This is a genomic window from Streptomyces sp. NPDC052016, assembly GCF_044548445.1.
Taxonomy (GTDB): domain Bacteria; phylum Actinomycetota; class Actinomycetes; order Streptomycetales; family Streptomycetaceae; genus Streptomyces.
The window spans coordinates 59,446-79,376 of sequence record NZ_JBIUBX010000022.1; the positions used below are offsets into that span (position 1 = coordinate 59,446).

15 protein-coding genes are annotated in these 19,931 nt (G+C 72.5%); 9 read left to right on the forward strand and 6 right to left on the reverse strand.

The window, feature by feature from the left end:
• Positions 1–401 precede the first annotated feature (401 nt).
• Entirely contained in the window at positions 402–4,199 is a 3,798-nt protein-coding gene (locus tag ACIHAR_RS26175) for a GH92 family glycosyl hydrolase (RefSeq protein ID WP_400022212.1), read from the forward strand.
• Between the two features lie 593 nt (positions 4,200–4,792).
• On the opposite strand, the gene ACIHAR_RS26180 is transcribed toward ACIHAR_RS26175, so the two are convergent.
• From ACIHAR_RS26180 to ACIHAR_RS26195, 4 genes are all read right to left on the reverse strand, one after another.
• Entirely contained in the window at positions 4,793–5,833 is a 1,041-nt protein-coding gene (locus tag ACIHAR_RS26180) for a lactonase family protein (protein ID WP_400022214.1), read from the reverse strand.
• 373 nt (positions 5,834–6,206) lie between these two features.
• A complete protein-coding gene (locus ACIHAR_RS26185; protein ID WP_400022216.1) occupies positions 6,207–7,733 on the reverse strand; it encodes an FUSC family protein in 1,527 nt (508 codons plus the stop codon).
• 198 nt (positions 7,734–7,931) lie between these two features.
• The gene (locus ACIHAR_RS26190; protein WP_365464647.1) at positions 7,932–8,594 is read right to left on the reverse strand and encodes a phosphoribosyltransferase family protein; all 663 of its coding nucleotides are present in this window, start codon (positions 8,592–8,594) and stop codon (positions 7,932–7,934) included.
• A gap of 68 nt (positions 8,595–8,662) precedes the next feature.
• On the reverse strand, positions 8,663–9,340 hold the full coding sequence (locus tag ACIHAR_RS26195; protein ID WP_400022218.1) for a dienelactone hydrolase family protein: 678 nt from the start codon (positions 9,338–9,340) through the stop codon (positions 8,663–8,665).
• Between the two features lie 92 nt (positions 9,341–9,432).
• Here ACIHAR_RS26195 and ACIHAR_RS26200 point away from each other — a divergent pair, with 92 nt between their 5' ends.
• From ACIHAR_RS26200 to ACIHAR_RS26215, 4 genes are all read left to right on the forward strand, one after another.
• Positions 9,433–9,888 (forward strand): archease, encoded by a 456-nt coding sequence (locus tag ACIHAR_RS26200; RefSeq protein ID WP_365464653.1) that lies wholly within the window; start codon positions 9,433–9,435, stop codon positions 9,886–9,888.
• 215 nt (positions 9,889–10,103) lie between these two features.
• Entirely contained in the window at positions 10,104–11,240 is a 1,137-nt protein-coding gene (locus tag ACIHAR_RS26205) for a CapA family protein (protein ID WP_365464656.1), read from the forward strand.
• A 143-nt stretch (positions 11,241–11,383) separates the two neighbouring features.
• Entirely contained in the window at positions 11,384–11,860 is a 477-nt protein-coding gene (locus ACIHAR_RS26210; RefSeq protein WP_365464658.1) for an Lrp/AsnC family transcriptional regulator, read from the forward strand.
• Between the two features lie 270 nt (positions 11,861–12,130).
• Entirely contained in the window at positions 12,131–14,935 is a 2,805-nt protein-coding gene (locus tag ACIHAR_RS26215) for a beta-L-arabinofuranosidase domain-containing protein (RefSeq protein ID WP_400022222.1), read from the forward strand.
• A gap of 68 nt (positions 14,936–15,003) precedes the next feature.
• Here ACIHAR_RS26215 and ACIHAR_RS26220 read toward each other — a convergent pair whose 3' ends face one another.
• Complete coding sequence (locus ACIHAR_RS26220; RefSeq protein ID WP_400022224.1) at positions 15,004–15,783, reverse strand: LysR family substrate-binding domain-containing protein; 780 nt, start codon at positions 15,781–15,783, stop codon at positions 15,004–15,006.
• Positions 15,784–15,841: 58 nt separating this feature from the next.
• Between ACIHAR_RS26220 and ACIHAR_RS26225 the strand changes: the two genes are divergently transcribed.
• Positions 15,842–16,255, forward strand: coding sequence for a DUF5997 family protein (locus tag ACIHAR_RS26225; RefSeq protein ID WP_365464666.1), 414 nt, complete (start codon positions 15,842–15,844; stop codon positions 16,253–16,255).
• 13 nt (positions 16,256–16,268) lie between these two features.
• Here ACIHAR_RS26225 and ACIHAR_RS26230 read toward each other — a convergent pair whose 3' ends face one another.
• Entirely contained in the window at positions 16,269–17,174 is a 906-nt protein-coding gene (locus tag ACIHAR_RS26230) for an EamA family transporter (RefSeq protein ID WP_400022226.1), read from the reverse strand.
• A 68-nt stretch (positions 17,175–17,242) separates the two neighbouring features.
• On the opposite strand from ACIHAR_RS26230, the gene ACIHAR_RS26235 reads away from it, so the two are divergent.
• From ACIHAR_RS26235 to ACIHAR_RS26245, 3 genes are all read left to right on the forward strand, one after another.
• A complete protein-coding gene (locus ACIHAR_RS26235; RefSeq protein ID WP_365464672.1) occupies positions 17,243–18,109 on the forward strand; it encodes a LysR family transcriptional regulator in 867 nt (288 codons plus the stop codon).
• Positions 18,110–18,198: 89 nt separating this feature from the next.
• Positions 18,199–18,588 (forward strand): cold shock domain-containing protein, encoded by a 390-nt coding sequence (locus tag ACIHAR_RS26240; RefSeq protein ID WP_365464675.1) that lies wholly within the window; start codon positions 18,199–18,201, stop codon positions 18,586–18,588.
• A gap of 22 nt (positions 18,589–18,610) precedes the next feature.
• On the forward strand, positions 18,611–19,606 hold the full coding sequence (locus ACIHAR_RS26245; protein WP_400022229.1) for an AraC family transcriptional regulator: 996 nt from the start codon (positions 18,611–18,613) through the stop codon (positions 19,604–19,606).
• Positions 19,607–19,931: the final 325 nt, after the last annotated feature.

Here is a 19,931-nt window from a genome sequence, read left to right on the forward strand (position 1 = left end):
CCGCAGCGTGGGCCAACCGGAACGCCGGGCCGCGGACGCGGCGGACAGCCGCGCGACCTGGCCGTACGACAACACCGGGCGGCAGGCAGGGCCGACAACCCCGCAGCGTGGGCCAACCGGAACGCCGGGCCGCGGACGCGGCGGACAGCCGCGCGACCTGGCCGTACGACAACACCGGGCGGCAGGCAGGGCCGACAGCCGCGTGCATGGGCCGGGTCTTATCCGAGTTGAGACCTCGCGGAAGTATGCGCGGCCTGTACGTTTCCCGGTGGAAAAGTCCCTGTCCTCGCCCTCGAATGCCACAGGCAACACCCTTGACACATCCTGGCACTTGAGCGACTACTAGTCCTTGCGCATTGAAGGTGACAACGTTGTCCACTGCGCAGGGAGGGTACCCGTTGATGCAGCGGAAAGCTCGGCACAGATGGGGTTCGGCGGTCGTGTTGGCGACCGCCTTCGCTTTGGCCCTGGGTTCGCAGGGCGTTGCGGTGGCACTGCCCCAGGCCGCGGAGAAACCCGATCGGGGATTTGCGTCCTCCTTCGAGGCGGACGACCCGCTTCCGGACTGGACGAACACGGTCGACACCGGCCCCGGCGGCGCCAAACGCGCCTCGGGTGTCGACGGCGGCTACAGCAGCGGCATACCGGGCAATGTGACCGACCGCGTCACCGACGTCCGGGCCAGCGCCGAGAACACCGGCGGCGGCGAGGTCAAGGAGAACCTCGTCGACGGTGAGCCGAGCAGCAAGTGGCTGGCCTTCGAGTCCACCGGCTGGGTGGAGTTCGGCCTGGACGAACCCGTCAAACTGGCGCGCTACGCGCTGACGTCGGCCAACGACCACGACGAACGCGACCCGAAGGACTGGACCCTGAAGGGCTCGGCCGACGGCAAGGAGTGGGCGACGCTCGACACCCGTTCCGGGGAGTCCTTCGCGGAGCGGTTCCAGACGAAGACGTACGACCTGGCCGAGCCCGCCGAGTACCGGCACTTCCGGCTGGAGGTCACCCGGAACAACGGCGGCGGCATCCTGCAGCTCGCCGACCTCCAGCTGTCCACGGGCGGCGGCGACGGGCCGGTCCCGCAGGACATGCTCTCCCTGGTCGACCGGGGACCGAGCGGCTCCCCGACCGCCAAGGCGGGCGCCGGGTTCACGGGCAAGCGAGCACTGCGCTACGCCGGCCGGCACACCGCCGAGGGACGGGCGTACTCGTACAACAAGGTCTTCGACGTGAACGTGGCCGTCGGCCGGAACACGCAGCTGTCGTACCGGATCTTCCCGTCCATGGCGGACGGCGACCTCGACTACGACGCCACGAACGTCTCCGTCGACCTGGCCTTCACCGACGGCACCCACCTGAGCGAGCTGCGCGCCACCGACCAGCACGGTTTCCCGCTGACCCCTCAGGGCCAGGGCGCCTCCAAGATCCTGTACGTCAACCAGTGGAACAACGTGACCTCGCGGATCGGGTCGGTCGCGGACGGGAAGACCGTGGACCGGATCCTGGTGGCCTACGACTCGCCCAAGGGCCCTGCCAAGTTCCGCGGCTGGTTGGACGACGTGAGCATCGCCTCCGTCGCGCCCGAGCGGCCCAAGGCCCATCTGTCGGACTACGCGGTGACCACCCGCGGCACCAACTCCAGCGGCGGCTTCTCCCGGGGCAACAATTTCCCAGCGACGGCGGTGCCGCACGGGTTCAACTTCTGGACGCCGGTGACCAACGCCGGTTCGCTGAGCTGGCTGTACGACTACGCGCGGGCGAACAACGCGGACAACCTGCCGACGATCCAGGCGTTCAGCGCGAGCCACGAGCCGAGCCCCTGGATGGGCGACCGGCAGACCTTCCAGGTGATGCCGTCCATCGCCGACGGGACCCCGGAGTACGGGCGGGAGGCGCGGGAGCTGGCCTTCCGGCACGAGAACGAGACCGCGCGGCCCTACTACTACGGGGTGCGGTTCGAGAACGGGCTGAAGGCCGAAATGGCGCCGACGGACCACGCGGCGGCGCTGCGCTTCACCTACCCGGGCGACGACGCGAGTGTCCTGTTCGACAACGTGACGGATCAGGCGGGCCTGACCCTCGACAAGGAGAACGGCGTCGTCACCGGCTACTCGGACGTGAAGTCCGGCCTGTCTACGGGCGCGACGAGGCTGTTCGTCTACGGCGAGTTCGACAAGCCGGTGACCGAGGGCCACTCCAGCGGCGTCAAGGGCTATCTGCGCTTCAAGGCCGACGACCGGACCGTCACCCTGCGCCTGGCGACCTCGCTCATCAGCGTCGACCAGGCCAAGGACAACCTCCGCCAGGAGATCCCGGAGGGCCGGTCCTTCGAGGCGGTCAAGAAGGGTGCCCAGCGGCAGTGGGACCGGCTGCTCGGCAAGGTGGAGGTCGAGGGCGCGACCCCCGACCAGCTGACGACGCTGTACTCCAGCCTGTACCGGCTGTACCTGTACCCGAACTCCGGGTTCGAGAAGGTGGGCGGGAAGTACCAGTACGCCTCGCCGTTCTCCGCCATGCCGAACCCGGACACCCCGACGCACACCGGCGCGAAGATCGTCGACGGCAAGGTGTACGTCAACAACGGCTTCTGGGACACCTACCGGACGACCTGGCCCGCGTACTCGTTCCTGACGCCCTCTCAGGCCGGCGAACTGGTCGAGGGGTTCGTGCAGCAGTACAAGGACGGCGGCTGGACCTCCCGCTGGTCCTCTCCCGGCTACGCGGACCTGATGACGGGCACCTCCTCGGACGTGGCGTTCGCGGACGCCTACGTCAAGGGCGTGGACTTCGACGCGAAGGCGGCGTACGACGCGGCCGTGAAGAACGCGACGGTCGTGCCGCCGAACCCGGGCGTCGGCCGCAAGGGCATGGCCACCTCCCCGTTCCTCGGCTACACCAGCACCGAGACCCACGAGGGTCTGTCCTGGGCGCTGGAGGGCTACCTCAACGACTACGGCATCTCCCGCATGGGCCGGAAGCTGTACGAGGAGACCGGTGAGCGGCGCTACAAGGAGGAGTCGGAGTACTTCCTGAACCGCGCCCGGGACTACGTGAACCTCTTCGACACCAAGGCCGGGTTCTTCCAGGGCCGCGACGCCGAGGGCGACTGGCGGGTCGAGTCCTCGAAGTACGACCCGCGGGTGTGGGGCCACGACTACACCGAGACCAACGGCTGGGGATACGCCTTCACCGCACCGCAGGACAGCCGGGGACTGGCGAACCTCTACGGCGGCCGCAAGGGCCTCGCCGACAAGCTGGACGAGTACCTGTCCACCCCCGAGACGGCCTCCCCCGAGTTCGTCGGCTCCTACGGCGGTGTCATCCACGAGATGACCGAGGCGCGGGACGTGCGGATGGGCATGTACGGGCACTCCAACCAGGTCGCCCACCACGCCCTGTACATGTACGACGCGGCCGGGCAGCCCTGGAAGACGCAGAAGAACGTCCGCGAGGTGCTGTCCCGCCTCTACACCGGCAGCGAGATCGGGCAGGGCTACCACGGCGACGAGGACAACGGCGAGCAGTCGGCCTGGTACCTGTTCTCCGCGCTCGGCTTCTACCCGCTGGTGATGGGCAGCGGCGAGTACGCGATCGGCTCGCCCCTGTTCGAGAAGGCGACCGTGCACCTGGAGAACGGGCGCGAGCTGGTGGTGAAGGCGCCGCGCAACAGCGCGAAGAACGTCTACGTGCAGGGGCTGAAGGTCAACGGCCGGCCCTGGTCGAAGACTTCGCTGCCGCACTCGGTGGTCGCCAAGGGCGGTGTCCTGGAGTTCGACATGGGTCCGAGGCCGTCGTCGTGGGGCACGGGCAAGAACGCGGCTCCGGTGTCCATCACCGAGGACGACGAGGTTCCGGAGCCCCGGGCGGACGTGCTGAAGGGTGACGGCGCCCTGTTCGACGACACCTCGGCGACGGACGCGGTGGTGACGTCCGTGGACCTGCCGGCCGGCGAGGGTGCCGAGGCCGTGCAGTACACGCTGACGTCGTCGAAGGACCGCACGAAGGCACCGGCCGCGTGGACCCTCCAGGGCTCCTCGGACGGCACGACCTGGCGGACGCTGGACCGGCGCTCCGGGGAGTCCTTCGCCTGGGACCGGCAGACCCGGGCGTTCTCGGTGAAGTCGCCGGGCTCGTACGCGAAGTACCGCCTGGTCCTCGACGCCGAGTCGACGCTGGCGGAGGTGGAACTGCTCGGCTGAGCCGATGAGTTGAGGTCGAACGCCGGCCGGGTTCCGGGGGCCGGGTCGCGCGGGACTGCCGAAAGGCGGCGGGCGCGGCCCGGCCCCCGGCTTTGCCGTGGGGTCTCCGGTCTTCTGAGTCAGGAGTTCTGTTCAGATGTGTAGGTTCTGGGTGGCGCGCACTGGGCGTCAGGACGGGCGGTCGCGCGCGCTGACGGGTCGGTATCGGACACCGGGAGGGTCGTTCCGGCCCCTTGGCTGCGGACGGACCGGGCCGGGCGGAGGGGGCGACGGGGACGGCGCCGGTCGAAGCGGGCAGGGCGGTTCGCTGGACCAGGCGCTCGGGCGGCCTTCGTGCTCTTCGGGCTGCGGGGCCGGGCAGGGGCGCGGCGGCGCCGGGAGCGGCCGCCCGGCAGGTGTCGGCCACGCCTGACCGGTGGACCGAGGTGATCGGTGGAGCTCGCCGGGCCGGTGCCCGCACCCTGCGGGCGCCCGTCGGAGCGAGGTCCTGACGCCGGTCGTCGGAGGTGCCCCGTCGGCCGGGGCGGATGCGCGCCGGCTGAGCCCGCCCCGCGCTCTCCCGGCCGCTCGGCCACGCCCGCACCGTGCGCCAGTCAGCCGAGCACGACACACGACGCAGCCGGCACCTCGATCGAGCCGGACCGGCGGGGCAGGCCCGTGGCGGGGTCGAGGGCGAACCAGGTGACGTCGCCGGAGCGTTCGTTCGCGACGTAGAGGAAACCGTCGGACGCCGCGAGCGCCCGCGGCCAGTGGCCCGCGCAGGGCACCGTGCCGATCAGCCGCAGCGCCTCACCCCCGCCCTCGGCGGCGAAGACGGACAGCACGTCCTCGCCACGCGTGGCCGTCCACACGAACCGGCCGTCGGGCGCCACGGCGACGCCCGACGGGTAGGCGTCCCCGGTGGGCGCGCCGGGCAGGACGGGGACCTCCGCCAGGGGCTTCAGCGAGCCGTCGGGCGCGTCCCAGCGGCACACCGTGACGCTCGGGGTGAGCTCGTTGACGACGTACGCGTACGCGCCGCCCGGGTGGAAGGCCAGGTGGCGGGGGCCCGAACCGGGGCGCAGGGCGAACTCCCGGTGGAGGACCGGCGCTCCGTCGCGCAGGTCGCACACCCGCACCGAATCCGTGCCGAGGTCCACGCTGACCGCCCAGCGGCCGGTCGGGTCGGGCTGCACCTGGTGGGCGTGCGGTCCCTGCTGGCGCCGCGTGTGCGGTCCGGAGCCGGTGTGGCGCAGCACGCCGGAAGCGGCCGGGGCCAGGCTGCCGTCGGGCCGGACGGGAACGGCGGTGACGCTGCCGGATCCGTAGTTGGCGGTCAGGACGTGGCCGTCGAACACGCTGAGGTGCGTGGGCCCGTTTCCGTCGACCGGAACGGGCGCCCCCGCGGGCTCCGGAACGTCCCCCGCCACGCTGTACGCCGCCACCGCGCCCTCGGCGGTCTCGCTCACCGCGTACAGCGTGTCCCCGGTCGGCGAGAGGGCCAGGTAGGAGGGGTCGGGGACGCCGTTCACGCTGCTCAGGACGGTCAGCGCGCCGCTGCCCGGATCCACGGCCGCCGCCACGATGCCGGGGCCGCCGGCCGCCGTGAACGACCCGATGAACGCCCGATGCCGCCGTCCGCCGACGTCTGCCACCGCTGTCCCCTCTCGCCCCGTCGCTGGTTGGGGGTGACGGTAGCAGTCGATCGCGATCGGTCTAGACCAAGGGTGACGATCGGTCGGAGCTGTTCACAGGGGCCGACGGCGCGATGCGCGGCGCCGCGGGAGCGATGCCCGTACCGCGGGGCCGGGCGTGGCGCCGAACGGGCGCGGTGCCTCGCGCGGCGCCGGGTTCACCGTGCGTGCCGCCCCGCCCCGAGGGCCGGCAGGTCCCACCTGCCTGGAGGCTGCCCTGCCGGTCCCTGAGAGCCGCCTGGAGAGACGCGCTCAGAGATGCCCTCGGAGGGGTCGAAGGCGGTGATGACCGGCAGTCCCGTCGGCCCCGACGCGTTGATGACCCGCGATCCGGTCAGGCACCCACCAACGGCGATCCGGATCCCGCCCGCAGGGGGTGCGCCAGTTCCGTCAGGGCCCGCTCCAGCCCGTGCAGATGCGCCAGCGCGGGTCCGCCGTTCGCCGCCGGACGTTCGGCGTGACCGGCGCGGACCGGCGGGCGCCCGACGTGCGCGGCCTGCTCCGGCCCTCCCTCGGTCAGTGCCTCCACCGCGTCCTGCACGCGCCAGCAGGCCGCCGCGAGGCGTGCGTCGTGGGAGGCCTCGGGGTCGGCGGCCACGGCGACCAGGCCGCGGATCTCGCGGGCGCAGTCGTCCAGCAGGGCGAGGACGCGACGGGCGCGCCGCTTGCGGCCCAGCACGGGGTTCAGCGGGTGCACGAGCGGGGCGACGGAGAGCCGTACCCGGCCGAGGAGCTGTTCGAGTTCGGCGACGCGTGCCGCGGGGTCGGCGGCCGGGTCGCCCGCGAGGCGTGCGGCCGCCTCCGCGGTGCAGGCGTGGACACTGCGCAGCGCGCGCTGGATCCAGGCGTCGGTGACGGCGTGGGTGGTGACGGGCAGCACGAACAGCACCGCCAGGACGGCGCCGAGCGCGCCCACGCCGGTCTCCGCGAGCCGCAGCGCCAGCAGCCCGGGGCTGAGGACGCCGAGCAGTCCGTACAGCAGCTCGGCGAGCAGGGTGACCCAGAGCATCATCCAGGTGTAGGACACCGCGGCCGTGTAGAAGACGCCGAAGACGCAGACGGCGACGAGGGCGGCCGTGGGCAGGCCGGCGCCGTTCACGGGAATGGCGACGAGCAGGCCGAGTCCGATGCCGATGACCGTGCCGAGGACGCGGCGGAAGCCACGCACCAGCGTCTCGCCGCGCGAGGTGGTGTTGACGAAGATCCACCAGGTGGCGCCGACGGCCCAGTACCAGCGCTGCCCCGACACCAGCTGGCCCACGACCAGGGCGAAGCCCGCGCCGGCCGTGGCCTGGACCGCCTGGCGGGTGGTGACGCGGGCGAGGCCGCGGCCGCCCGGCGGGGCCGGGACGGGCGTGGGGGGCAGCCGGCGCTCGTAGCACCACAGCCCGAAGCGCACCGCCGCCGCGGTGAGCACGGACAGGGCGAGGGACCCGTACAGCTCGGGCAGCTGCTCCCTGGTGGCGTGCAGGAACTGGGCGACGAAGAACATCATGAACGCGAACACGCCGAGGCTGTGCCCGCGCGGCCCCCAGCGGCGCGCGTACACGCCCGCGCCGATGACGGCGAGGAAGGTGACGTCGCGGGCCACGGGGTGGTCGTGCAGCACGGCGGCGGCCGCGAGCACCGGCATGCCGACGGCGGGCAGCAGCGCCGTGGTGATCGCCTGGCCGCGCACCGTGGCGTCGACCACGGTGAACAGGGCGAGCAGGGCGGCGAGGCCGCCGGTGACGGCGCCGACGAGGGAGTGCCCGGCGAGGCCGCAGACCGCGACCGCCGACCCGATGCCGAGGACGGCCCGGGCGGCGAACCGCAGCCGCGCCCGCCCCGGATCCGGAGCCACGAACACCCTCTTCAGCACTGCTTCCCGCCCCTCAGCGACAACGGCATGAAAAAGGCGCCGCGGAGTCCGCAGCGCCATCGACACGACTATCTCAGCACCAGGACGGCTGATGGTTCAACCGAGTCCGCGCACGCTGGGCCAATGGCCCGGTCAGGTCCGGCCTTGGAGTGCCACCACGTGGCCAACGGACCACTCGGCGGGGCGTGCCCTCCGCGGCTAGGTTCTGGTGGGACGCCGTTCGGCGGCCACGCGGAGGGTCTCCAGCACGTCGTTGTCCGAGAGCTGCTCGAAGTCCTCGTACCAGAGGCCGACGGCCATGAAGGAGGCCGGCCGTTGCAGGCAGATGACCTCGTCGGCCTCGGCGCTCAGCAGGTCCACCGCCTCGGGCGAACCGACCGGCACCGCCAGCACGACCCGGCGAGGCGTGAGATGCCGTACGGCGTGCAGCGCGGCGCGGGCCGTGCCTCCGGTCGCCAGCCCGTCGTCGACCACGATCGCGGTGCGTCCGCGCAGGTCGGGAGCGGGGCGGCCCTGCCGGTAGAGCCGCTCCCTGCGGTGGAGCTCCCTGCGCTCGCGCTCGACGACCGGAAGGAGATCGCTCCTGGTGAGGCCGAGCCTGGCGAGGACCGCTTCGTCGAAGAGTTCCTGGTCGCCGGCGATGGCGCCGACCCCGAACTCCTCCTGGAACGGGGCGCCGATCTTGCGCACGACGAGCACGTCGAGCGGGGCGTCGAGCACCCGGGCGACCTCCGCGGCCACGGCGACGCCGCCGCGGGGCAGGGCGAGGACCACGGGGTCGGGCAGGGCGCCCTCCTCCTGCCTCGTCCGCAGTACGTCGGCCAGTCTCTCTCCGGCCTGCCTTCGATCACGGAACTGCATGGGGGTGCCACTCCTTCCTCGTCGGCGGCGGAGAGCGGCGTGCCGGGAACCGGACAGGCGGGCTCCGGTCATCTCTCCTCCGCCTGCTCACGCACGGACCTCAGGCAGTCGTCGCACCACTCCTTCACCACCTCGGCGACCTGCTCCAGCGCGCCGGGCTCCTCGAACAGATGGGTCGCGCCCGGCACCACGTGGACGGTGTGCGGCCCGCGCAGCCGCCGGGCCGCCTCCTGGTTGAGCCGCAGCACCTCCGGATCCCGGCCGCCGACGACGAGCAGCACCGGCGCCCGGACGCGTTCCAGGGCCGCTGTCGCCAGGTCGGGCCGCCCGCCGCGCGACACCACGGTCAGTACCTGGTCCGGGCGTTCGGCGGCGGCCAGGAGAGCGGCGGCCGCCCCGGTGCTGGCACCGAACAGGACGAGGGGCAGTTCCCTGATGCCGGGCTGGACCGCCAGCCAGTCCGCGACGGCGATCACCCGTCGGCCCAGCAGCGGGATGTCGAAGCGGTGCACGCCCGTGGACGCGTCCTCGCGGCCCTCGGCATCCGTGAGCAGATCGATCAGTACGGTGCCCAGCCCGGCGCTGCGCAGCGACGCGGCGACCGCGCGGTTGCGCGGGCTGTGCCGCGAGCTGCCGCTGCCGTGGGCGAACAGCACCACCGCCCGGGCCGACGGCGGCGCGAGGAACTCACCCGTCAGCGCCCCGCCGTCGACGGGCACCCGTACCAGCTGGGAGGTCGTCGACATCGTCTTCTCCCTCGTCCCGTCGGTCGGCTTCGCCTCATGGGTCCACCGGAATCCGGGTACCCGTATCCGCACAGCAGACGAAGGTGGTGGGCATGGTCGGCGACACCGATGACGACATGCAGGCACGACGGCAGGGATCGAGCGGCCACCGGACGGTGCCGCACGCCGAGGAGATTCGCATCGACGCCTGGGCGACGAGCCGTGAGCGCTGTCTCGCGGAGGCGGCGCTGGGAATGGTGGAGTGCTTCGCCGATGTCACGGCGGTGCGTCCCACCGCCGTAGAACGGCTCCAGCTCGCCGAAGCCAGCGACGACGACCTGCTGACGGCGCTGCTGGACGAGGTCGTCCATCGGCTGGAGGTGCACGGTCAGGTGCCCGTCGACGTGGAGGCGGAGGCCACGGACGACGGGATGGACGTGCGGCTGGCGGTCGTCGGGCTGGCGGACGTGGAGGTCATGGCGGACGTTCCGAGCATCGTCGAATGGCACGAAGTACGCATCGGGCCGGATCCGTACGGCTGGTCGTGCGCGGTGACGGTCGACATGTGACGACCGGCGGCGTTCGCCGATGGCGGCTTCGACCACCGACGGCATGTGACCGTCGGTGGTCGAGCTGACCGACCGGCCTCGGGTCACGACCGGCGGCGCGTGACCGACCGACGACGAGCGACGACCAGCGGCGGCCGTCCCATGGGTGACAACGGTGGAGGCCGGTGGCGGCCTGACCGGGTCGGTGCGGGCCGGCCGGGGGCTACCGTGGGGGCATGGGCGGCAGCGCGGTGACGCTGTTCCTGTGCGGCGATGTGATGCTCGGGCGCGGCGTCGACCAGATCCTCGCGCATCCCGGCAGTCCGGAACTGCGGGAGGACTACGTCAGGGACGCCCGGGACTACGTCCGGCTGGCGGAGTCGATGAGCGGGCCGATCCCCGCGCCCGTCGACCCCTCGTGGCCGTGGGGCGCGTCGCTGCGGTGGCTGGAGGAGTCCGCCCCGGACGTACGCATCGTGAACCTGGAGACGTCCGTCACGCGTCGCGGTTCCTTCGCCCCGGACAAGGCGATCCACTACCGGATGCACCCGGACAACCTGCCCGCTCTCACGGTGGCCCGGCCCGACGTCTGCGTCCTGGCCAACAACCACGTGCTCGACTTCGGCCGCCCGGGCCTGGAGGAGACCCTCGACTCGCTGGCCCGCGCGGGTCTGCGTACGGCCGGGGCGGGCCGGACTCCCGAGGAGGCCTGCGCGCCCGTCGTGGTGTCCGTCGCCGGTGATGGCCGGGTGCTGGTGTTCGCCCTGGGCGCGTGGTCCGGCGGCGTACCGCGCGCGTGGGCGGCCACCCAGAGCGCGGCCGGTGTGGCCCACCTTCCCGAGCTGTCGGCGGACACGGCCGCCGCGGTGGTCCGCCATGTGCGGCGGGCCAAGCGCCCGGGCGACGTCGCGGTGGTGTCCGTGCACTGGGGATCCAACTGGGGGTACCGCGTTCCCCGCGACCAGATCCGCTTCGCCCGCGCGCTGGTGGACGGGGGCGTGGATCTCGTGCACGGCCATTCCTCGCACCATCCGCGGCGCCTCGAGGTGTACCGCGACCGGCTGATCCTCCACGGCTGCGGCGACTTCATCGACGACTACGAGGGCATCTCCGGCTACGAGGAGTACCGCGACGACCTTCGGATCGGCTACCTCGTCACGGTGGCGGCGGACACCGGCCGGCTGACCGGTCTTCGCATGCTGCCCCTGCGGGCCCGGCGGATGCGGCTTGAGCCGGCGCCGCAGGAGGACCGCGCCTGGCTGCGCACCCTCCTTGACCGCATCAGCGAGGGCGTGCACGTCACCCTGGAAGCGGACGGCACGCTCAGCCTGGTCCACCCCGTCACCGCGCGGCCGGCGGGGGCCGGTCACTGATCGGCCGGTCCGCCCGGAGTGCGTACGTCTGCGCTATTGGTACAGTCGGCGGCGGTCGCGGGCGGACAGCGGGCATCGGGCAGCGGACAGCCGGTCGAAAACGCGTACACAGACACCATCAGGACACCAGGAGGCCGGGCACCATGGCCGTGGACGAGCTCGACACCCGCATCCTGCGGCTGCTGCTCGAACAGCCGCGCACCAGCGTGCGGGAGTACGCCCGGATCCTCGGCATCGCCCGCGGGACCCTCCAGGCCCGTCTCGACCGGCTGGAGCGCGACGGCGTGATCACCGGCACCGGGCCGTCCCTCTCCCCCGCCGCGCTCGGCCATCCGGTGCTGGCGTTCGTGCACATCGAGGTCACCCAGGGCCACCTGGACGACGTGGGCGACGCGTTGGCGGGCGTTCCGGAGATCGTCGAGGCGTTCTCGATCACCGGTGGCGGGGATCTCCTCACCCGGGTCGTGGCGCGCGACAACGCCCACCTGGAGGACGTCATCCAGAAACTGATCAGCCTGCCCGGTGTGGTCCGCACCCGCACCGAGGTCGCCCTGCGCGAGCGCGTGCCGTACCGACTGCTGCCGTTGGTGGAGTCGATCGGGCGGGCCGCCGGAAGGTGACGGCACCCAGCGCCGGTCACGCCCTCCTCCTGGCCCTTCGGATGCCCGAGGGCATCGATCCGGCCGACTACGCGACCACCGTGGACGTCCTGCGGCGCAAGGTCGCGAACCTGGGCGGCAACGGCGACCTGCCCGATCGAGCCCCTGCCGCTGACCTTTCGTCAATCACGTCCGTACCGTTGACGCCCTCCGGCACCCCTTCTAACGTCTGGTCGATTATCCGCACACTGTCCGTAATCTCGAACATATGTGGACCGGAGGAGCAAGCCCATGGCACCGCCTCTCACCAGACGAACGCTTCTTCAAAGCGCGATCCTCGCCGCCGCCGCCCCCGGAATCGGCGCCGGAGTGGCGGCCACGGCCTCGGCGGTGACCCTTCCGCCTCCGCGCGCCTGGACCCTGCACCCCTTCCCGCTCGACACCGTCAAGCTCGGCTCCGGCATCTTCGCCACCAAGCGCCGGCTGATGCTCGACCACGGCCGCGGCTACGACGTGAACCGGCTGCTGCAGGTCTTCCGCGCCAACGCCGGGCTCTCCACCGGCGGCGCGGTCGCCCCCGGCGGCTGGGAGGGCCTGGACGGCGAGGCCAACGGCAACCTCCGCGGCCACTACACCGGCCACTTCCTGACCATGCTGTCGCAGGCGTACGCGAGCACCGGGGACCAGGCGTACGCCGACAAGATCCGGACCATGGTCGGTGCGCTGACCGAGGTGCGGGAGGCCCTGCGCGGCGACCCGCGCATGCTCGCCGTCACCGGCAAGTGGGGCGGCGCGCACGAGAACGTCCGGGGCTCCTACCAGTACGTCGACCTCCCGGCCGCCGTGCTCGGCAACGCCGCGGCGATCACCCTGTCGGTCTGGGTGAGGCCCACCCACAACGCCGACTGGCAGCGCGTCTTCGACTTCGGCGACAACACCACCCGGTACATGTACCTGGCCACCCGCAACGCGAGCGGAGTACCGCGCTTCGCCATCACCACCGGCGGGCCGGGCGGGGAGCAGGGGCTCGACGGCACCGCCGCGCTGCCGCTGAACCAGTGGAGCCATCTGGCGGTGACCCTCTCCGGCAGCACGGGCACGCTCTACGTCAACGGCGCCGCCGTCGCCCGGAACACCACGATGACGCTCAACCCGTCCGTCCTGGGCACCCTGGCGAACAACTGGCTGGGCCGCTCCAACTTCTCCGGCGACCCGGTGTACGCGGGCGCCTTCGACGAGTTCAACGTGTACGCGCGGGCCCTGACCGCGGCCGAGATCACCTCGCTGCAGACCAACGAGGCCAAGAACTCCTCCGCGGGGCTCGGCAACCTCGCGTCGTACTACTTCTCCGCCACCACCGGCGGCACCTTCGCCGACGCCTCCGGCCGCGGGCTCACCGCCACCCTGCGCCGCACCTGGGGCGGGCCGAGCCACCCCGGGTTCCTGGCCGCCTACCCGGAGACGCAGTTCATCGAGCTGGAGTCGATGACGAGCGGTGACTACACGAGGGTGTGGGCGCCGTACTACACCGCGCACAAGATCCTGAAGGGGCTGCTGGACGCCCATCTCGCCACGGACGACGGCCGGGCGCTCGACCTCGCGTCCGGCATGTGCGACTGGATGTACTCCCGGCTGTCCAAGCTGCCCGACGCCACCCTGCAACGGATGTGGGGGATCTTCTCCAGCGGCGAGTTCGGCGGCATCGTCGAGACGATCGTCGACCTGTACTCGCTCACCGGCAGGGCCGAGCACCTCGCGCTGGCCAGGCTGTTCGACCTCGACAAGCTCATCGACGCCTGCGCCGCGAACACCGACATCCTCGACGGCCTGCACGCCAACCAGCACATCCCGATCTTCACCGGTTACGTCCGGCTGTACGACGCTACGGGCGAGACCCGCTACCTCACCGCCGCCAGGAACTTCTGGGCCATGGTCGTCCCGCAGCGCATGTACGGCATCGGCGGTACGAGCACGGGCGAGTTCTGGAAGGCGCGGGGCGTCATCGCGGGCACGATCAGCGACACCACCGCCGAGACCTGCTGCGCGTACAACCTGCTCAAGCTGAGCCGGATGCTCTTCTTCCACGAGCAGGACCCGAAGTACATGGACTACTACGAGCGGGGCCTGTACAACCAGGTGCTCGGCTCCAAGCAGGACAAGGCCGACGCGGAGAAGCCGCTCGTCACGTACTTCATCGGCCTGAAGCCCGGGCACGTGCGCGACTACACCCCCAAGCAGGGCACGACCTGCTGCGAGGGCACCGGCATGGAGAGCGCCACCAAGTACCAGGACTCCGTGTACTTCAGGAAGGCCGACGGGAGCGCCCTGTACGTCAACCTGTACAGCCCCTCCACGCTGACCTGGTCCGGGAAGGGCGTCACCGTCACCCAGACCACGGACTACCCGAGGGAGCAGGGCTCCACGCTCACCTTCAGCGGGGGCAGCGCCGCCTTCGAGCTGAAGCTGCGCGTGCCGTCCTGGGCGACCAGCGGGTTCAGGGTGACCGTCAACGGCAGCGCGGTCGGCGGCACTCCGGTCGCCGGCAGCTACTTCACCGTGTCGCGGACCTGGCGCGGCGGTGACACGGTGCGCGTCACCGTCCCGTTCCGGCTGCGGGTCGAGAAGGCGCTGGACGACCCGACCCTGCAGACCCTGTTCTACGGCCCGGTCAACCTGGTCGGCCGCAGCACGAGCACCGGCTACCTCCCGGTCGGCCTGTACGCCAACGCGGCGCTCTCCGGCGACCTGCTGCCCTCCCTGACGCCCGTGTCCGGCAAGCCGCTCCACTACACGCTGAACGGCACCGAGTTCGCCCCCTTCTTCGAGGGCACCGAGGACCCGACCCACGCCTACGTGCGGCGGGCCGAGCCCAGGGTCGTCTTCGGGAACACCGACTCGGGCGTCGCCAACCCGGCCAGGTCCGACGGCACGACACTCCTGGACGAGGTCTGGGCCGGGGCGCCCTTCGCGGACAGGAGCGCGCTGGTGAGCCGCGTGCGGAGCGTGGTGAACACCTGGGTGTCCGCCGGGCTGCTCGGGCAGGCCGACGGGGAGAAGGTGGTGAGCACGGCGCAGGGCGCGACGTTCGTGCCGTAGACCTCCGTGCCGTGGACGCTCGTACCGGAGACGTTCGTGCCGTGGAGCCTTGTGCCGTGGCAGGGGGGCTACGACCGGCGGCGCGGTTTGCCCGTGCTCCGCCTGGCGCCACCGCCCTTGGCGCCACCGCCCTTGGCGCCACCGGTCCGGCCCCGGGCGGCGCCGCCGGTCGTCCTGCCCGCCACCGGCTTGCGGGGCTCCCGCTTCTTGTCGGCCTTCGGCTGGGGCTGCTGCGGGGTGCGGCCACGCGTGCTGTTGACCGTGCGGCCGCGGACGATGCCGATGAAGTCCTCGACCAGATCGGTGGTGGCGTCCTCGGGCCAGGACAGGGCGACGCCCGACCGGGGGGCGTCCACGACCGTGCGATAGGTGAGGTCACGGCGGTGGTGCAGCCGGGCCAGCGACTGCGGCACGACCAGGACTCCGATGTTCGCCGCGACCAGTTCGACGGCGTCCGCCGTGGTCGCGGGGCGCTCGAAGGCGGGCTCGCCGGGGGGCCGCTCCCAGCCGAGGACGTCGTCGAGGGGGTGGAGCACCACCTCGTCGGCGAGGTCGTCGAGGGTCACCTCGTCCGCCGCGGTGAGCAGGTGGTCCTTGGGCACCACGACGACGGTCGTCTCGGTGTAGAGGGGGATCGCGCTGAACACCGTGCGGTCGACCGGGAGCCGTACGAGGCCCGCGTCGGCGGCGCGGTCGCGCAGGACGCCGGAGGCCTCGGCCGCGGTCACCTGGACGAGGGTGAGGGGGACGTCGGGCAGCCGCTCCTCCCAGATCCGCACCCACTTGGCGGGCGTCACTCCGGGGACGTACGCGAGCCGGAACGAGGAGGAATCCGCCGAGCTGGTCATCCCGCCAGGTTACCGGCTGTGGTCGGAGGCCCCGTCGGCGGCCGATAGTCTGGACAGCATGAAGTCGCACCAGAGCACCCAGACGATGAAGCCCGCGACCGCGGCGAAGAAGCTGGGTGTGTACCTCCCCGCCACCCCCGCCGAGTTCCAGGAGGGTGTCGTCTCGCGCGCCGAGCTGAACGAACTCCAGGCGAACCCGCCGGAATGGCTGCGCGCGCTGCGGGAGAGCGGTCCGCACCCCCGCCCGGTCGTCGCGGCGAAGCTGGGCGTGTCGATCGCGGGGCTGGCGCGCGGCGGTGTCACCGAGGCGCTGACCACCGAGGAGATCGAGGCCCTCAAGGACGAGATGCCCGAGTGGCTGGAGAAGGAGCGCGCCACCCAGGCGGAGGTCCGCAAGGAGGGTGCCCGCATCAAGAAGCTCCACGCCGAGAAGGCCGCGAAGGCGGAGCGGGCGGCGCGCGCCGAGTCCTGAGCTGCCTCCCGCCTCATCCGCGTCGTGGGGCGAGGATGCTCAAAGCGTTGGCCAGGACGACGGCGGCGATGGCCGTCCAGTCGACGGGGCCGAGGCCCTGCCCGAGCCCGATCCAGCCGACCAGCGCCGCGAGCACCGGGTTGACGCTCATGAACAGGCCGAACGCGGCCGGGGGCACGTGCCGCAGGGTGAACAGGTCGGCGAGGTAGGGCACGGCCGAGGACAGCGCTCCGGCGGCGACGGCGAAGCCCACGGCCGGTGCGGTCGGCGGGTGGCGGAGCACCAGGACGACGCCGACCGGCAGGAACAGCAGGGCGGAGACGGCGGCCGCGGCGGCCGAACCCTGGGCTCCCGGCAGGCGCCGTCCGACGGTCCGGTTGAGCAGGATGTACGACGCCCAGCAGACCGCGGCCAGGAGGCCGAGGCCCATGCCGAGGTAGTCGGTGGAGGGCTGCGGGCGCATCAGCGTCACGGCTCCCGCCGCGGCGATCACCGCGCAGCACGCGTCGACTCGGCGGCGCGCGGCGGCCAGGGCGAGGGTCAGCGGGCCGAGGAACTCCAGGGTCACCGCAAGCCCGAGGCCGATGCGGTCGATCGCCGTGTACAGGGACAGGTTCATGGTCCCGAAGACCAGGGCCAGCAGGAGGACCGGTACCCACTGGTGGCGGGTGAAGGACCTGATGCGGGGGCGGCCGACGGCCAGCAGGACGAGGGCGGCGACGTACTGGCGCACCGCCACGACCCCCGCCGGGCCGAGCACGGGGAAGGCGAGGGAGCCGATCGCCGCGCCGGTCTGGTTGGACAGGCCGCTGCCGACCATGGTGGCCACTCCGGCGAGCCGCAGCGGGGCGGTCCCCGCCGCGGGCACGGACGTGGCCGGGGTGGAGGACGCTCCGGTGGCCGAGGACAGGGTGGGCATGACGGGATCGTCCTCCGCACCCGCCGTTGCGCCAAATGCATCCGCTGTTCGATCTATACGATGACGTCATGGATGGCCGGACGGATGTGGAGCTGCGGCAGCTGCGCTGTCTCGTGACGATCCTCGACGAGGGCGGTTTCACCGACGCGGCGGCCGTGCTCGGCGTCTCCCAGGCAGCCGTCTCCCGCACCCTCGCCTCGCTCGAACGAGCCCTGGGCGTGCGGCTGTTGAGGCGGACCTCGCGGATCGTGACGCCGACCGCGACCGGATTGCGGGTGGCGGCCCACGCGCGGCGGGTGCTCGGCGAGGTGGATTCGCTGGTGCGGGAGGCCGCCTCCGGCCACACCCGCCTGCGGATCGGCTACGCCTGGTCGGCGCTGGGCCGCCACACCCTGGCCTTCCAGCGCCAGTGGGCGGCGCAGCACCCGGGGACGGACCTGCAGCTGGTGCGGGTCAACTCTTCCAGTGCCGGGCTGGCGGAGGGCGCCTGCGACATGGCGGTGGTGCGCAGGCCGCTGGACGACCGGCGGTTCGACTCGGCCCTGGTGGGCCTGGAGCGGCGCCTGTGCGCGCTGGCCGCCGACGATCCGCTGGCCCGGCGCCGCTCGGTGCGGCTCGCCGACCTCAGCGGGCGGACCCTGCTGATCGACCGGCGTACCGGCACCACCACGCCCGAGCTGTGGCCGCCCGACGCCCGGCCGGCCACGGAGGAGATCCACGACGTCGACGACTGGCTCACGGTGATCGCCACCGGTCGCGGCGTCGGCATGACCGCCGAGGCGACCGCCAACCAGTACCCGCGGCCCGGGGTCGTCTACCGGCCCGTCCGCGACGCCGAACCCGTCGCCGTGCGTCTGGTGTGGTGGCGGGACGATCCGCATCCGGTGACGCAGGCGGTGATGGAGCTGCTCACGGCGCTGTACCGTGCGCCATGAGCCCCCGGGAGTCGCTCCGGAGCCTGCGGGGTGACTACGATCTGGTCAGGTTCACCGACGTGGGTGTTTCGAGGTTGCTGGGGGTTGGGATGGTTGCTGGTCGTGTGGTGCGCTTCGACAGCCAGCGCGGTTACGGGTTCATCGCGCCCGACGACGGCGGCGAGGACGTCTTTCTGCACGTGAACGACATGCTGATGCCGGAGTCGCAGGTGCGGCGGGGTGTCGTCGTGGAATTCGAGATCGAGGACGGCGAGCGCGGCCCCAAGGCGTCCGGGGTGCGGCTCGCGCGGGGCGCGGACGGCAAGCCGCTGGCGGCCGACGACGACGTCCTGTGCGACGTGCTCAGCACGGAGGAGTTCACCCGGGACGTCACCGAGGCCCTGCTGACGGCGGCGCCCTCGCTGACCGCCGAGCAGATCCTGCAGGTCCGGGGCACGCTGGCCCAGTTCGCGAAGAACCACGGCTGGGTCGAGGGCTGACGACGCGGGCCGGGGGCACCCCGTGTCTCCCGGGGACGGCGCCGACCCTGCCGTGCGCCGGTTCTCGTTCCGTACGACGGATGTGGACGAGGCGCGCGCGGCGGTCGACGCCACGTACTACGCCAATTTCATGGACCTGCTCGACCCCGCTCGGGGGCTCGACGCCAGGTTCGAGGTGGTGCGGCTGGGACCGCTGACCGTGGGCGACCTCAGTTGCGGGGCTCCGGTCGGGATGCGCTTCGGCGAGCTGGGCGCCTACCACGTCGACCTGCCCGTGTCGGGCCGGCTCCGGTGGAACCAGGCGGGACGCGGTTCGGCGCTCGCCACCCCGTCCCGGGCGGCCGTCTTCCAGCCGGAGGGGCGGGCGACGCTGGAGCGCTGGTACTCCGACTGCCGGCTGATCGCCGTCAAGATCGAGGCGCGCGCCCTCCAGCGCCACCTGGAGCGTCTGCTGGGCCGTCCGGTGCGCACCCCGCTGCGCCTCGCGCCGGAACTTGACGTGGCCGCGGGCCCGGGCCGGAGCTGGGCGCGGCTGGCCCGGCTGGTCGTCGCGGAGATGGACAACGACGGTGGTCTGCTGCACCAGCCGCTCCTGACGGCGCCGTTGCAGGAGTCCCTGCTGACCGGTCTGCTGCTGGCCACGGGCCACGCCCACCGGGAGGAGCTGGACGCCCCGTCGGCCGCGGCCAGGTCCCCGCGTGCGGTGGAGCTGGCGCGGGACGCGGTCCACGCCCGGCCGGAACACCCCTTCACCACCGCCGAACTGGCCACCGTGGCAGGGGTGGGCGCGCGCTGGCTGCAGGTGGCCTTCCGCCGGCAGCTCGGTCTGTCGCCCATGGCGTATGTGCGCGAGGTGCGGTTGGCGCGGGTCCGGGAGGAGTTGGAGCGGGCCGATCCGGCGCGGACGACCGTGGCGGAGGTGGCGTTCCGCTGGGGCTTCGGCCACCTGGGCCGCTTCGCGGAGAAGTACCGCGAACGCTACGGCGAACTGCCCTCCGAGACCCTCAAGTCGCCCTGATGCGACGCCCGGTGGGGGTGCGCGAATCGGCCACGCTCAGCGGATCGCCGCGGCCGTGCGGACGGGGTAGCTTCTCCCTGCCGTGCCCGTTTCGGGCACGGGCCTCCGCGGCGAGGCCGCTCCCCTCCGTGCCGGCGGGCGGCCGAGCCGCTCACCGGCGACGGCCTGGGGCTTCGCCGGTTCTCCGGAGGCGCGCGGGCTGTCCGTCCCCGGGTCCCTTCCCCGTGATCCGGGAGCGGACGGCCTCGCGTGGTTCCTCCCGTCAGCCCGTGACCGGGCGGTGGCCGGACCCCGTTGTCAGTGGCCTGATCTACAGTTCCCGTCA

Bases quoted from the DNA above. Each gene is read 5' to 3' on its own strand.
- ACIHAR_RS26225 (WP_365464666.1), top strand. From the start codon at position 15,842: ATGAAGTCGCACCAGAGCACCCAGACGATGAAGCCCGCGACCGCGGCG.
- ACIHAR_RS26190 (WP_365464647.1), bottom strand. From the start codon at position 8,594: ATGCAGTTCCGTGATCGAAGGCAGGCCGGAGAGAGACTGGCCGACGTA.
- ACIHAR_RS26205 (WP_365464656.1), top strand. From the start codon at position 10,104: ATGGGCGGCAGCGCGGTGACGCTGTTCCTGTGCGGCGATGTGATGCTC.
- ACIHAR_RS26235 (WP_365464672.1), top strand. From the start codon at position 17,243: ATGGATGGCCGGACGGATGTGGAGCTGCGGCAGCTGCGCTGTCTCGTG.
- ACIHAR_RS26230 (WP_400022226.1), bottom strand. From the start codon at position 17,174: ATGCCCACCCTGTCCTCGGCCACCGGAGCGTCCTCCACCCCGGCCACG.
- ACIHAR_RS26175 (WP_400022212.1), top strand. From the start codon at position 402: ATGCAGCGGAAAGCTCGGCACAGATGGGGTTCGGCGGTCGTGTTGGCG.
- ACIHAR_RS26220 (WP_400022224.1), bottom strand. From the start codon at position 15,783: ATGACCAGCTCGGCGGATTCCTCCTCGTTCCGGCTCGCGTACGTCCCC.
- ACIHAR_RS26240 (WP_365464675.1), top strand. From the start codon at position 18,199: ATGGTTGCTGGTCGTGTGGTGCGCTTCGACAGCCAGCGCGGTTACGGG.
- ACIHAR_RS26200 (WP_365464653.1), top strand. From the start codon at position 9,433: ATGGTCGGCGACACCGATGACGACATGCAGGCACGACGGCAGGGATCG.
- ACIHAR_RS26210 (WP_365464658.1), top strand. From the start codon at position 11,384: ATGGCCGTGGACGAGCTCGACACCCGCATCCTGCGGCTGCTGCTCGAA.
- ACIHAR_RS26215 (WP_400022222.1), top strand. From the start codon at position 12,131: ATGGCACCGCCTCTCACCAGACGAACGCTTCTTCAAAGCGCGATCCTC.
- ACIHAR_RS26195 (WP_400022218.1), bottom strand. From the start codon at position 9,340: ATGTCGACGACCTCCCAGCTGGTACGGGTGCCCGTCGACGGCGGGGCG.